Source organism: Thermogemmatispora sp. (assembly GCF_042408735.1).
Classification (GTDB): Bacteria; Chloroflexota; Ktedonobacteria; order Ktedonobacterales; family Ktedonobacteraceae; genus Thermogemmatispora.
Map to the genome: position 1 here is coordinate 96,013 of NZ_JBHOQV010000187.1, position 13,629 is coordinate 109,641.

Sequence of the window (13,629 nt, forward strand, 5' to 3'; positions counted from 1 at the left end):
GCGTCCCATCCATCATGGCCTGAACCAGGGCGATAGCGCTCGCTCGCTCGCTCACTCACCGGAGTCCTTAGGCCTTCTGCAGCACGTAGCCGGCCTCCAGCAGAGCTGACCCCGGCTCCTTAGCCGGCAGGCCAGTTGAGCGGGCGCGCGCACTGCGGGTACTACTGAGCCGGGCCAGGCGGGTGCGCAGGCGCTCCTGGCGCGCCACCGTCGTCGGCAAATATGGCTCCATTGCCCGAATAGCGTTCAGATAGACCTGCTGCTGCTCCCGAATCACGCCGTCTGGTCCCAGCTCCCACCACTCGCGCGGCGTAAAGTAGGCCGAGACCTCCGCCTCGGGGCCGCTGCGCCCGAACCACTGGATCAGATGCAAATTATCGGACTGGGCCAGCCAGATGGCCAGGTCAAGCAGCTCGGGATTCTCGGTCAGGCGCGCCATCCCATAGACCTGGCCCATTAGCTGAAAGATCGTTTGCTGGGCGCTATTGCCCAGGAAAAACTCCATGCCACCGCTGCCGGCCCAGGTCGTCGGGTAGACCGGCAGGGGGAGATGGTAAGAGCGCTGCTGGAAGCGGGCAATCACCTCGCTGGGGGTGCGTGTCTGGACGCCGCGGCGGGCCAGCTCAGCGGGCAGGGCCTGCATGAACTCGAAGATGCCGCTATCGAGACGGTGGTGTTCGCCGAAGGTCTCGTAATCCCAGCCGAGCAGCAGGAAATCGCCCCAGGTATGAGCGATCCAGTCGGCGTACGTATCGGCGTAGAGCGGGTAGCCCGACCAGGAGCGATTAGAGAAGCGGTAGCCCACATCGTCGCTCAGATCGAGGTGGCGTGCCAGCAGGTAGGGGCCGCGCTCACGATCCCCCACGACAGCATTGCGGCTGCGGTGGTTGCCAGTGCTGCGCCGGCCAGGGGCCGTCGGTGGGCGATAGGCCTGGGGGGGCAGAGCGTACGGCTGCTCCTCGCTGTAGTGATAGAGGTGAGTGCTCTCGCGCCAGCCCAGGACCCAGGGACGACCGTCCATCAAGGCCCCGCGGAAGCCGGCCAGGTCGAGGGCGTGGTAGATCGTCACCGACATGCACATCTCGGTCGTGTCGGTCACCTGGGGACGCTTTCCAAAGATGCGTTCAAGCTCATCGGCCATCCATTGCATGCGGGCGATGAAGGCCGGCAGATCGAGCAGGAACAGAAAGCTGTGGTACGGCTCCACGCCGATAAGCTCCACGTTCTCGTGGGCCACCAGCTCGCGGAAGAGGTCCAGCAAGGCGGGGTCCCAGGCCTCAGCCTGGCGCAGAAACGAGAGCGAGAAGCCGATCGAGAAATGCAGGCCCTGGCGCACAAGCTCCAGAAACATGCGCGTTGCCGGATAGTAGCAGTAGGTGGCCACCTTACGAAAGTAGCGCTCGTTCATGCGCTCGTCGAAGAGGCAGCGCACGATGTCCTCGATCGAGGCGCCCCGCGGGATCGGCTGCGCGGGCAGCTTGAGGCGGCGCGGCTGATGCACCACAGTATAGATGGCAAGCTCAGCAACCATAACCCGAACCCCTACTTCAGCACGATGTTCTGTTTCCGTGCCAGAAACTCCAGCTTACTGATGAGGTTTTCGATGACCTGGTCCCAGAGGAATTGCTCTGCCGTGCGGAAGCCCGCGCAGCGGATGCGCTCCTGTTCCTCGGGATGGCGGCCCAGGTGGAGCAGATAGCCGACGATCTCATCGGGATCGTCGGTCTCGGTCACAATGGCGTTCTCAAAGGAGATGGCGTAGTCCTCGCCGGTGCAGCCGGTGACGGCGATGCCGCGGGCGGCCATAACCTCGAGCGCCACCAGACCGAAAGGCTCGTGGCCGCTGTTGGCCAGGGTAGCGTCGGCGGCGTGGTAGATGCTGCGCACGAACTCCTCGGGCAAGAAAAAGCGAAGGTTGTAGATGTCGGCGGGGCCGGCGTTAGCGACCGCCTCGATACACTGCTCCAGAGTGGGGCGCTGAGCGATGACGTCGCGAATGACCAGCCCACGGTGATAGGCATGGCTGAGCACCTCAGCGCCGTGTGGCTCAATGCCACCACGGACGAAGAGGGTCACGGGGTGACCGCTGTGCTTGAGGCGGGCAACCGCCTCGATGGCCATCATCCAGCGCTTGTCGGGATCGAAGCGCCCGATCTTGAAAAGGAAGAGCCGACGAGGATCGCCCTGACGCGCGATCTCCCGCAGGCGGCTGGCGATAGCCGGATCGACCGGGGCCAGGTGGCGAGCCGGGATACCGTTGGGGATCACCAGCGGGTTGACGCCCAGCTCCCACATCTTATGCTTCATATATTTGCTGACCGTGCAGAGGGTGGTCACGTAGCTCAAGCGGCCCCAGTTGATGCGGTGCAACGACATCAGGCTGTTGAGGTTCCACAGCATCAGCACGCGCTGGCGGATGCCAAACCAGTGGAGCAGGTCGGAGATGCGACACATCACCTCAGCGGTGTGCCAGTCTTCGCCCATGATCACCACAAGCTTCCCTTCTTCGACCGCCGGACGGGCGATTTCCTCGTAGATGTGCTGGGGAACGCTCTCGTTATAATCGTAGAGCTTCTGCTCTTCGCCATCGTAGACGCCGTTGGGATAGTATTTGCTGACCCACTGGGACCAGCGCTTGAGGATCAGGCGCCCATCGACACGCTGCTCCACCGGCGGCTTGTAGGGGTCACCGATAAAGATGAGATGGGTGGTGTAGCCCTGGGTGGCCAGGGCCTCGCTCAGCTCCGTGACCCGCGTTCCCAGGCCGCCGGCGGTCGAGTAGACGTCTGGCCCCTCAAAGCATAACAGCACAAAGAGTGTGTTCTCTGGCGAGATAGCTCCCTCTAGTTCAATCATAGCTGGTCTGTCCTTGTTGTATTCTCTTCTTCTTCTTCGTCTCGTGTATAAAAGGAGAATGGGATGCGCTTAGATCGTTCTCTTGCCCTTGCCCTCCCAAGAGGCTGGCGAGCAGGCCAGGCACCGGCCAGGGAAGAGGCCCGGGCCTGGGTTAGGGCGAGCGCCCACCGGCCGGAAGCCGGCGGCGCCAGGCCCGGTTTTCGGCGATCGCTGCGGGCCAGCCCATCAAAACCCCGGTCCCGCCATCCCGAGGGGGTGAGCAGCGGCGGCTGCTCTTCCTCCGATGACTGGCCAGGCAACGAGCATGAGAAGTTCCTGATTGTTCGTTGCGATCCCGTGCCGTGCGTGGTCGGGCGCGATAGGCGAGCGGCTCTGCATCGATAGGCCGGTTGCGCGTGCAGAAAACATACCCGGGCAGGCGCAGGTGTCCAGGTGTGCGTGGGCAGGCACGACACGGCACGCGCGTCCTTGGGCGTGTATGTATGAGTCCTCTATGAGTGGGATGACGGCGGCTGTGTGTCGTCGACACTCCTTCCTTGAGCTGTCGTCGCTGATTCGTCTGGGGGAGAGGCGGCGCTCCCCTCGGGTTGCCACAATGTCTACCCTGGCTGCGAGCCGATGGAAAGAGACGGCGTCTTCGCTCAAGCTTGCCTTGCGTCTGGCATAGAAGCGGGCAGTGCTGGAAAGATCGCCTCTGCTCATGTCTAGTATACCATCTCCTCTGCAACAGCACTCGGCTAATCCTTCTGCGGTCTTAGCCCTTTCCCCTTGACGCGCTAACAGAGCAAGCTGGCAGCGCTTTTAGCTTTGGCCGGCGGCAGACGTCATTTTTATATAGAGGCACGACTCAACCACCTCTGGATTGTGCTCCACTTATGATGAATGGCCATTTGTGCTTTAAATGGAGGAAAGCGGCGCAGAGGAAGCAGCGTCAGCGAGAGCACCTTGTTCGGTGGCGATAAGCCAGGGAAGGGCTGTCGCGGTTCGGGAGAGCGGAGGGATGATGCGCGTGAAAGAAAGCGCGGAAGAGCGTGAACTTGAGCCTGGCACGCGGCTTGGCAACTATTCCCTGATTCGCCCGTTGGGGGAGGGGGGGATGGCGCGCGTCTATCTGGCGCGTCAGATCTATATTGAGCGTCTGGTGGCCATCAAGGTCCTGCGCCTGCGGGCCTCCGCGGAGGAGGCAGAGGAGCTGCGGCGCGAGGCCAGCCTGCTGGCCCGGCTGCCGGCGCATCCTCATATTGTGCAGATCTACGAATTTGGTTTTGCCGGTCCGGTGCCTTATCTCGTCATGGAGTATGCGCCTTACGGCAACATGCGCAACTACTGTGGGGACGGGGCCTGTCTGCAGCCGGGAGAGGCTTGCCGCTACCTGCTCCAGGCGGCGGCGGCCCTGCAGACGGTGCACAACTATGGGCTGGTGCACCAGGATGTCAAGCCGGACAACCTGCTGCTGGCCAGGCCAGACCACCTGCTGCTGAGCGACTTCGGGATTGCGGCCTCCCTGCGCCTGGCCCGTCTGAGAGCGACCCACACGCTGGTTGGAACCGCGGCCTACATGGCCCCTGAGCAATTTGAGGGGCGGCCCAGCACGGCCAGCGACCAGTATGCCCTGGCGGTGGTCCTTTACGAGTGGCTTTCTGGCAAGCCGCCCTTCGTTGGCTCGTTTGGGGAGCTGCGGCAGCTCCATCGGCGTCGGGTCCCGCTGCCGGCCCTGCGGACGCGTGTCCCCAGTCTGCCGCCGGCGATCGAGCCGGTCCTGGCGCGGGCCTTGGCGCGCGAGCCAGAGCAGCGCTATCCCTCGGTCTGGACCTTTGCCCGGGCCTGCCAGAGGGCCTTGCAGGGGGACGGCGGCCGCGACGACCGCGCCAGGCGGCGCCGCGGCCAGCCGCGAGACCCCTAGCCGACGCTGGCCGAAGCCATCCTGCGGCGGGTGAGAGGCGGTGGACGGGGTGCAGGTGGACGGGCTGCCTGTACCTGGACCGTCTACAAGAGGGATGGCGCAAGGAGCTGTGGGCGGAGCCGATCTTTAGCTGTGGATGTGAGCGAAGAGGTCGTTTTCGCCCGGCAGGTCGGGGCCGACGCGTGTGGCGGCAAGCTGGTAGCACTCGTAGCCGCGCCAGCGCCGCTGAATCTCCTGGGGAATACGCGCCATGATCCCTACTGTCCCGAGCTGCGTCCGGTGACAGGCCCAGGCCTGGTCTTTGAGGTCCAACACCGCGGTGACGTCGAGGGCGACGCTGATCTGCTCGTCGGGAATGCCCAACTGATCGAGGTCGCTGCCGCGCAGGGCGGTTCCCTCCAGCGAAAGATCTTGCTCTTTGAGCCATTCGGCGAGGGCCCGGATACCGCTGCGGGGGAAGCCGGTGTAGTAGAGCTTCGAGACGGCATGCGCCGGCCCTAGCTCGGGATACTGGGCCTCATCGGCGGCGGCGTAGAAGGCCCCGGTCGTGTAGCGGTAGATGGCGATGTGGTCGGGATGACCGTAGCCGCCGGTTTCGTCGAAGGTCACCATGACTTGGGGGCGAAAGGCACGGATGATGGCGACCAGCTTGCCGATGACATCGGCAGGAGGAGCCTGGATGAAGGCCCGCGGGTCGTTGTTGTCTGGGGTGCCCGCCATGCCTGAGTCGCGGTAGTCCAGAAACCAGAGGTGCCGAATGCCAAGAACGTCGGCAGCGGCGCGCAGCTCTTGTTCACGTACCTGGCCGAGGTTCTCGGGCGTGGCGAGGACGGGGTCGGCAATTTCCCCTACTTCTCCCCGCGTGGCACAGACCAGGCCGGTCTCAACTCCCGCCTGTCCGTAAAGGATGAAGGCCCCGCTCATGCTGCCTTCATCGTCGGGGTGGGCGAAGACGCCCAGCAGTCGCCGTGTTGCCATAGTTCTCTATCCCCTTTGTACGAGCTAGCTGCGTGGAACCTGCTCTACTCTAACACCGCCGCCGCCCTCTGTCAATTGTGGCCGCTGAGCCGCTGCCTGGTCGGCTGCAATGCCTTTCTCCTATCCCTAAAGGTTAGAGAAGGAGATTGCAATAATACTCTATCTTTTCGGAGAAAAATGTGGTACACTGAACGGGGTGAGAGCCGCTGGCCAGGTCTATCCTGGGGCTGGTGTCCTGCGGTCGGCCGACCGTATGGTTGCCAGGCTGGCCTGGCCCGGCGGCAGCGGGGGGCGTGGGCCGCATGGCGGCAGGTTCTGGCTGGTGGGGTGCTCGCTTCCTTGAGGGTGAGCCAGTCAGCCAACCAGGACGGCCAGTTCATCTGTCTGGTTGGCCTGGCTGATTGCCTTCCTGGCTATCTGCCTGCCTGTTGAAGGCGAGCCGACTTTGTGCAAGGAGAGAGATTGATGACTCGAACGTTGCTGGATAAAGAGCTACAGGAGCTGGATCAGCAGATCAATCAGCTTGGCGCGATGGTTGATGAGGCGCTCAAAAACGCGCTGGAGGCTTTGCGCACAGGCGACCAGGCGCGCTCGGGCATGGTGATAGAGGCGGATGCGCGCGTTGATAGCCTGCGCGCGGCCATCGAAGAGCATACGATTCGCTTGCTGACCCTTCAGCAGCCGCTGGCGGGCATGGATCTGCGCTATCTGACGGCGGCTCTCTCGATCGCCGGCGATCTGGAGCGTATTGGCGATGGGGCGGCGGGCATCGCGACGATCATTCTGCGCATGGTGCCCCTGCGGGCCGAGGTGGCCTCTCTGGTGGAGGTTGACAGCCGCCTGGCCGGAGGCGACGCCGAGAGCGGACCGGGCCAGGGGCCGGCGGCGGGACGGCAGGAGCATCATCGGGTCAGCGAGGCCTCGATTATGCAGGGCATTCTCGATCTGGGTCAGGAGGCGCGGCGCGTTCTGCAGGGGACGATGCAGGCTTTCAGTGAGCGCGATGCGGCGGCGGCCCGCCATCTCTGGCAGGAGGATGACGTGGTCGATGTGCGCTATCATCTGGTGCGTCATGATCTGATGGCCATGCTGGCCGGGGCGCAGGCTATCCCTGCTCTTCAGAGCGATCCGCGCATCTTGCAGCGCGCGACGTACCTGCTTTGGATTGCCCATAAGCTGGAGCGCGTCGCCGATCATTGCACCAATATCTGTGAGCGCATTGTCTTTATTGTGGAGGGGGAGGCCGCCATCGCCGAGCGCGAGCAGGAGTGAGTGCCGGGCCGGGCGGGCGGCTCTCGCTCTGGTCATAGGGGCGGCGCGCGGACGAGCGAGGCGCGGACGAGGGAGGGGACAAGAGGGCGCCGGATGGAACGGGCCTCGCCGCCCGCCGGCGACTCTTCGTTGCGCCTCTGGGGCGACTGTGCTACACTGGGACTCATCCATCTAGCTATCCCACTCACTCGTTGGGGGGCTGCCCGGCGAGCGTGGCGACAGCGACGGCCACGGCGTGCGCCGCCGCTCCGCCCGGACCGCAATCTTTTTCGTTCGAAAGAGGTACCTTATGCTGGATGAGGTTTTAGAGCATAATCGTCGCTTTGTGGAAGAGCACCGACTGACGCCGCTGAGCCATTTGCCGCGACGGCGGACGGCGGTAGTGACCTGTATGGACTGCCGCCTGGTGGGCTTGCTGGAGCAGGCGCTCGGGCTGGAGCGCGGCGATGTTGTCGAGCTGCGCACGGCGGGGGCGACGGTGGCCGTTCCTGGGCGCGCTGGGGAGGGGGTCAACAGCGATCTGGTTCGCTCGCTGGCCGGAGCCATTTATTTGCTTGGTGTGCGCCAGGTGCTGGTGGTCGGCCATACAAACTGTGGCCTGGCTCATGTGGATCCGGTGGCCCTGACTGGTGCCATGCAGGCCCTGGGAGTTGATCCGCAGGGCCTGATTGAGCGCTATGGTCTGGGCGATCAGGCCGGCCTGGTCCGCTGGCTGGGAGCTTTCTCTCAGGTAGAGGAGAACGTGCGCGAGGTGGTAGATTTTATCCGCAATAGCCCCTTCCTGCCCAAACTGCCGGTACATGGCCTGGTGATCGATGTAGTGAGTGGCAGGCTGGAGCTGGTCGACCGCGATAGGCGCCCGGGGCTGGCCGGCTAGAGCTGGGGCCAGGCTCGCCTGTTGAAGGAAGGGGCGAGGGCCGCTGAGGTCTGGTCACTGGGGTGGCCGGGCCTCGCTGCGCCAGGCCTTCTCATGGCCGCGCGACTGACCCCCTGGGCATGGTGGGGGTGCAACTGTGGTCTGTACGTCAGCACAAAAATCTGTTATAGTGGGAGACACCTCCGGGTTGATAGTCAGGTATCGTTGCTAGCTTTTGTGACCAGGATGGCAGAAGCGTTGAAAGACAGAGATGCTTCGCCGGAACCAGGCGTTCAAGAGAAAGTTCAGCCGGGTTATCTTGGCCCGACGCCTCCGCTCGGTCGCCCGCCGGCCAAAGGGCGGCGCACCTACGTAGAGCGACCCGAGCAATTGCTCGCTGCTGTCGAGGTCTTACGCACGGCCCGCATTATCGGTGTTGATGCCGAGTTTGTTCAGGGCCGCTCACGGCTCCTGGGCGAGAATGGCCCTTCCCATCGTCTGGCGCTGCTGCAGTTGGCGATCGATGGCCAGTGCTTTGTGATCGATGCCTGGCGCCTCGCCGATCTCTCCCCTCTGGCGGTGGTCACCGAGAACGCCGAGATCAGCATTCTGCTGCATGGGGCGGGCGCTGATCTGCATGTGATGGCCGAGCGTGGCCTGAATGTGGCGCACTACTTTGATCTGGAGGCTGCCAGCCGCTCGATTTTCGGCCAGAACGAGTCGTCGCTGGCGGCGATGCTGCAGCGGGCCTTTGGCATCCACCTCGATAAGAGCCTGCAGCGCACCGATTGGGCGCGGCGCCCGCTGCCGCCGGCAATGGTGGCCTATGCGGCGCGAGACGCGGAGATGACCCTGGCCCTCTACTACTGGCTGGATGAGCACTATCACGATATTCTGGTGCTCCATGAGTATGTCGGCGAGCTGGAGCCGGTCGCCGGCTGGATTGAGCCGTTTCTGCGGGGGTCATCGTCGCTGCCCGCCGAGCTGGCGGTGGCCGAGGCCCGCGAGAAGGGTCTGCTGAGCGAGGAGCAGATCTACGCCGATTGCCGGGCCGCTCTGGCGAGCTTGCGTCATCCCATGCGTCGCAGCCGGCTCCTGCGTCTGATCGCCGATCTCTCGCTGACTGGCCTCGCGCCCGAGCTGGAAGCCTTGCTCAGGGCGCCAACCTCCGATGAGCGCGCCGCCGCCGCGCGCGCTCTGGGCCGTCTGGGGCACCAGAGCAGCCGCGAGGCGATCCGCGCGCTTCTGCAGGACCCCGTTTACGATGTGCGCAAGGCCGCGCAGTCTGCCCTGCGTACCCTCAGCGCTTCGCCTCGTCCGCTGACGGCGCAGCCGACCCGTCTCACCGATGGTGCGCGCAGTTGGACCATCGGTGAGAGCGATGATGCGGCTGGCGACAGCGATTGGAAGGCCCGCCTCCGCTCACTTATGGATGAGTGAGTGGCTGGCGCTCGCCCCGGTAGCTGGCGCTGTTGTTGTCGGTCTCGATCAGCCTGACCTCATAGAGCAGTCCCGCGGGGAGCACTGCCTCCAGCCGCTCCCAGAACTTGATGACCAGATTCTCGGTGGTGGGAATGCTTGTGCGCAGCCAGGGCACGTCGTAGTTGAGATGGCGATGGTCGACCTGGTCCACGATTTCGCGATGCATCAGCTCGCGCAGCTCGGCCAGGTTCATGAGCATGCCCGTGCGCGGGTCCGGTTCGCCGCGCAGGGTGACCTCCAGGGTGTAGTTGTGTCCGTGCCCGTTAGGATTGGCACATTTGCCGTACAGTTCCCAGTTCTCGCGCTCGCTGAGGGCCTCGCTCCAGAGGCGGTGCGAGGCGCTGAAGGTGGCGCGACGTGTTAAGTAGACGGTTGCCATAGTCCCTTTCTTAATCTCCCGTCCTATCCCCCTCTCCCGTCCTGTCCCCCGACTTGCTGACTGCTACGGCTGACAGAGGGTGAAGGGCCATCTGCCAGCGCTGCGCTGGGCTGGGCTTCTTTTGTGTTTTCCGTCTGGGTATGGGGGATGGCTGGGCTAGGCGTTGCTGTAGATCTCCAGATTGGTTCCGCTGAGCCGGCGCCCGCTGTCGTCGGCCAGGAAGAGCAGGATCTCGGCCATCTCCTCGGCGCTCATGCCGGGCTTGAGATGGGGAGCGGCCTGGCGCAGCATCTCGGTGTCGACGGCCCCTGGGCTGACGGCGCAGACGCGGATGTTGTGGGCCTTGCCTTCCAGTGCCAGGATTTCGGTCAGGCTGGCGACGCCGGCCTTGGAGACGTTGTATGCGCTCAGGCCGGGAAATTTTTCGACGCCCTTGACGCCTGAGAGGGAGGAGATGTTAATGATGACGCCCTGACCCTGCTCGGCCATCAGGCGGAAGGCCGCCCGGCAGCAGAGGAAGGTCCCACGCAAGTTGACGGCCAGCACGCGATCCCAGGTGGCCACCTCCATTTCGCGAAAGGGGCAGACGGCCACAATGCCGGCGCTGTTGATGAGAATGTCGACGCGCCCGTAATGGCTGCGGGCCTCTTGAAAGAGGCGCTCGACGTCCTCTTCGCGAGCCACGTCTCCGACAACGGCCAGGGCGCTGCCTCCCTGGCGCTCGATGCGCGCCCGCGTCTCGTGAAGGTGCTCCGGGGTGCGGCTGAAGAGGACGAGGCGGGCCCCCTCGCGGGCGAAGCGCTCGGCGGTGGCACGCCCGATGCCGCGGCCCGCTCCAGTGATGACGGCGACACGATCTTTGATACTCATGTTCGGAATTATAGCAAAGGTGGGCGGGCTTTTTCATGCCAGCCTGCGACTATGCCGCGAAAGGATTTGACAGCCACCGGGCTTGTGGCGCACAATGCTCCTGATAGGAGCGAGCGCACTGAGGCGGCTCGCTCGCTCCTGCCGGAAGAGGAGAAGCAAAGGTTGTGAAGATGAGGCGACTATGCGACTGGCGCTGATTGCCCCCTGGGTGGTGGCGCCGCCGATCGTTGGTGGGCTGCAGATCCGCTTTTATCAGCTTCAGTCTTTGCTGGCGCGCCTGGCGGGGAAGCAGGGGCTGGCGGTCTGGGACCTGCGCGAGGGCGGCCCCGTCTCGCTCGAGGAGCTGCCGCCTTCCGATCCGCGCCGTCCCGAGCTGGCCGCCTTTGTGCCTCCGCGTGGCGTCCGCGCTCTGGGGCTGCGCTTGCTCCACCTGTGGCCAGGCTATGTGGCTTCCTCTCTGGCCGACCAGCGTCGGCGCCTGCTGGACTGGCTGGGGCGGGAGCAGGTGACGCATGTGGTGCTGGTGCATCCCTATGCCAGCGAGCTGGCGCCGATCTTGAAGCGGCGCGGGCTGCGCGTCTTTATCGATTGCCATAATGTGGAGAGCGAGCTGGCGCTGCAGTTGGCGGAGCTGGCTGGCTCGCCGCGCGAGGCGGAGGAGGCGCGCTTGCGCTATCTGGTCTTTCGGCGGCGCGAGCGCCGCTGCTTTCCCGCCGCCGATGAGGTCTGGCTGCCGTCGGAGGAGGACGTCAGCCGCCAGCGCCAGGTCTGCTCGCCGGCTCCCGCCCTGCGGCTGCGGGTTGTGCCGAATGCCCTCGATCTGCGTCAGTACGAGCCGCCTCGAGAGCTGGCGTCACTCGCAGGCGAGGAGGAGGCGCTCGATATCGTCTATCCGGCGGAGTTCGGCTATGGTCCCAATGTCGAGGCGGCGGCCCTGCTGAGTGAGCACATCCTGCCCGCCGTGCGCCGTCATTGTCCGCGGGCGCGACTGGTGCTGGTTGGGCGCGATCGCTATGGGTTGGTAGCCCGCTTGCGCAAGGAGCCGGAGGTCCTGGTTACCGACACCGTGCCGGACGTGCGACCGTATCTGGCGCGGGCGGCGGTGGTGCCGGTGCCGCTGCGACATGGTTCGGGGACCCGCTATAAGATCCTGGAGGCTTTGGCGCTGGAGCGGGCCGTGGTGACGACGCCGCGCGGGGCTGAGGGGCTGGCCTTGCGCGATGGTGAGCATGTGGTGGTGCGCGAGCTGGAGGATTTCGCTGAGGCGATCGTGACCCTGCTGCGCGATCGGCACCTGGCGCGCCAGCTTGGGCGCAACGGACGGCGCCTGGTCGAGGAGCGCTATTCCTGGGAGGCTTTGGAACCTGTGCTGCGCACGGCCCTGACCGCGTGTCGCTCGCTGTCGGGGCGGAGTGGTGCTTGTTGACATGACTTGGCATCTGTTATAATGCACCAGGTGTACTCTTCGTAGCATCAGGCAGACATGGGGCGCTGGCTGGCCGGCGGGACCGAGTGTCGGAAGAGGTTGGTGAGTGGGTTGGTTGGTTGATGTGGTGCGGTGCGGTGCGGCGCGGTGCGGTGGCGGCAAGTCCCATTCGAGGGGGAAGTATGACGACGAATACCAGACTCTTGCAGGGGTCGCTGAGAGATTTCGGGCTGGTTGAAATTCTGCAGATGATGGAGCTGGGGTCGGCGACGGGTGCCTTGCACTTGAAGCATGAGCAGGGGCGAGTCGGTATTCTCTATTTTAGCGATGGCAAGATCGCCAACTGCTCTGAGCTGGATCCCTGCGCGCTGACCCTGGGCGATGTGCTCCAGCAATTGGGCATGGCCACCTTTATGGAGGTGGAGGCCGCCTTCAGCCAGCAGTTGCAGGACGCCCTCGGGCGCCGCATCGGCGAACGCCTGATTGCCATGCGGGTCATCACTGAGCAGCAGCTCTATGAGGCCCTGCGCACTAAGGCCCTCTGGACGGCGCGCGAGCTGGCGCTCTGGCGGGAAGGCTCTTACGAGTTCATTACCAGTCCCAAGAAGCAGGCTTTTCTGCCGTATGGGGAGCAGTCGCTTGACCTGGAGATTGTGCGCGTGACGATGGAGATGGTGCGCTACGCCGATGAGTGGGAGCAGCTCCGGCTCTACCTGCCCAATGGAATGCGCACCCGGCTCCAGTTGGTGCCGACGATCCCTTACCCGTTGAGCTTCAACGGGCGGGTGATCGAGGTGCTGCAGCGGGTGACGACCCATCGCTGGGTGCGCAAGATCGCCACTGGCCTGCGCCGGCCCGAGCTGGAGGTGGCCCGCGATCTGGCGACGCTCGTCCAGCAGCGCCTGATTGTTCCGCTGCCCGAGGAGCCGCATCCTCCCGCGCGTGGCGCGCGCACGGTGCGCCTCCCTGGCCCCGCCGAGCGGATGCGCATGGAGAGCTTCGAGCTGCTGAATCTGATCAGCCGCATGGAGCAGGATTGGTATAAGCGCAAGAGTCCGGTGGAGCAGTTGCCGGCCCTGGTGCACTATATCAACTGGACGATGGAGGCCCTGGCCGAAACCTGCCGCGCTAATGGGACGGAGCTGGACCCCAATACGCTGGAGGCGCTGCTGACGCGCGAGCGTCTGCGCTACATGGGGAACTATAAGTTCATTATCCAGAATAATCGCATCGATGTGGAGAATTTCACGGCCCTCTGCCACGAGGTCCTGCATGGCGATCTGCAGCGCTCCAAGGAGTTCTACGAAGAGGCCCTCTCGGTCCTCTCGCGTATCCTGCGTGTGATCTTCGAGACGATTAATTCGCGCGTGGCCTCGCTCTATGAGCGGCTGGAGAATCAAGAGGTCTGGGAGGCCTTCTTCTCGCTCTTTGAGCCTCCCCAGAATTGAGCCGCTCCTGGTCAGCCGTGGGCAAGGGAAGAAGGGAGCAGGGGCAGACGAACGATGGACTGTCGACTGTGGGTTCAGGCTGGGGCAGCGAGCGAGCTGGCCTGGCGGCTGAGGCGCCTTCCGACCCGCGGGGGCGCGATCGGGAGCCTGGTCGCCAGG

The 13,629-nt window shown here is 64.5% G+C and carries 11 protein-coding genes; 6 read left to right on the forward strand and 5 right to left on the reverse strand.

Features of this window, described 5'->3' with window-relative positions; translation table 11 throughout:
- Positions 1-67: 67 nt before the first annotated feature.
- Both ACFMO7_RS20220 and ACFMO7_RS20225 read right to left on the reverse strand, forming a co-directional pair.
- The gene (locus tag ACFMO7_RS20220) at positions 68-1,531 is read right to left on the reverse strand and encodes a glycoside hydrolase family 57 protein (protein ID WP_376797291.1); all 1,464 of its coding nucleotides are present in this window, start codon (positions 1,529-1,531) and stop codon (positions 68-70) included.
- A gap of 11 nt (positions 1,532-1,542) precedes the next feature.
- Entirely contained in the window at positions 1,543-2,856 is a 1,314-nt protein-coding gene (locus ACFMO7_RS20225; protein ID WP_376797292.1) for a glycosyltransferase family 4 protein, read from the reverse strand.
- A gap of 1,000 nt (positions 2,857-3,856) precedes the next feature.
- On the opposite strand from ACFMO7_RS20225, the gene ACFMO7_RS20230 reads away from it, so the two are divergent.
- The gene (locus ACFMO7_RS20230; RefSeq protein ID WP_376797293.1) at positions 3,857-4,759 is read left to right on the forward strand and encodes a serine/threonine-protein kinase; all 903 of its coding nucleotides are present in this window, start codon (positions 3,857-3,859) and stop codon (positions 4,757-4,759) included.
- A 126-nt stretch (positions 4,760-4,885) separates the two neighbouring features.
- On the opposite strand, the gene ACFMO7_RS20235 is transcribed toward ACFMO7_RS20230, so the two are convergent.
- Positions 4,886-5,737 carry a PIG-L family deacetylase gene (locus ACFMO7_RS20235; RefSeq protein ID WP_376797294.1) on the reverse strand — a complete coding sequence of 284 codons (852 nt, stop codon included), beginning with the start codon at positions 5,735-5,737 and terminating at the stop codon, positions 4,886-4,888.
- A 465-nt stretch (positions 5,738-6,202) separates the two neighbouring features.
- On the opposite strand from ACFMO7_RS20235, the gene ACFMO7_RS20240 reads away from it, so the two are divergent.
- The 3 genes from ACFMO7_RS20240 to ACFMO7_RS20250 all read left to right on the forward strand — a co-directional run bounded on the left by ACFMO7_RS20240 (position 6,203) and on the right by ACFMO7_RS20250 (position 9,305).
- Positions 6,203-7,009 (forward strand): phosphate uptake regulator PhoU, encoded by an 807-nt coding sequence (locus tag ACFMO7_RS20240; protein WP_376797295.1) that lies wholly within the window; start codon positions 6,203-6,205, stop codon positions 7,007-7,009.
- Positions 7,010-7,298: 289 nt separating this feature from the next.
- Positions 7,299-7,886, forward strand: coding sequence for a beta-class carbonic anhydrase (locus ACFMO7_RS20245; protein ID WP_376797296.1), 588 nt, complete (start codon positions 7,299-7,301; stop codon positions 7,884-7,886).
- Between the two features lie 237 nt (positions 7,887-8,123).
- Positions 8,124-9,305 carry a HEAT repeat domain-containing protein gene (locus tag ACFMO7_RS20250; protein WP_376797297.1) on the forward strand — a complete coding sequence of 394 codons (1,182 nt, stop codon included), beginning with the start codon at positions 8,124-8,126 and terminating at the stop codon, positions 9,303-9,305.
- On the opposite strand, the gene ACFMO7_RS20255 is transcribed toward ACFMO7_RS20250, so the two are convergent.
- Both ACFMO7_RS20255 and ACFMO7_RS20260 read right to left on the reverse strand, forming a co-directional pair.
- Positions 9,292-9,726 (reverse strand): 6-carboxytetrahydropterin synthase, encoded by a 435-nt coding sequence (locus ACFMO7_RS20255; protein ID WP_376797298.1) that lies wholly within the window; start codon positions 9,724-9,726, stop codon positions 9,292-9,294. The genes ACFMO7_RS20250 and ACFMO7_RS20255 overlap by 14 nt on opposite strands.
- Positions 9,727-9,882: 156 nt before the next feature.
- Positions 9,883-10,596 carry an SDR family NAD(P)-dependent oxidoreductase gene (locus ACFMO7_RS20260; RefSeq protein WP_376797299.1) on the reverse strand — a complete coding sequence of 238 codons (714 nt, stop codon included), beginning with the start codon at positions 10,594-10,596 and terminating at the stop codon, positions 9,883-9,885.
- A gap of 181 nt (positions 10,597-10,777) precedes the next feature.
- Here ACFMO7_RS20260 and ACFMO7_RS20265 point away from each other — a divergent pair, with 181 nt between their 5' ends.
- Entirely contained in the window at positions 10,778-12,022 is a 1,245-nt protein-coding gene (locus tag ACFMO7_RS20265; protein ID WP_376797300.1) for a glycosyltransferase family 4 protein, read from the forward strand.
- Positions 12,023-12,204: 182 nt separating this feature from the next.
- Complete coding sequence (locus ACFMO7_RS20270) at positions 12,205-13,470, forward strand: DUF4388 domain-containing protein (protein ID WP_376797301.1); 1,266 nt, start codon at positions 12,205-12,207, stop codon at positions 13,468-13,470.
- The last annotated feature ends 159 nt before the right edge of the window (positions 13,471-13,629 follow it).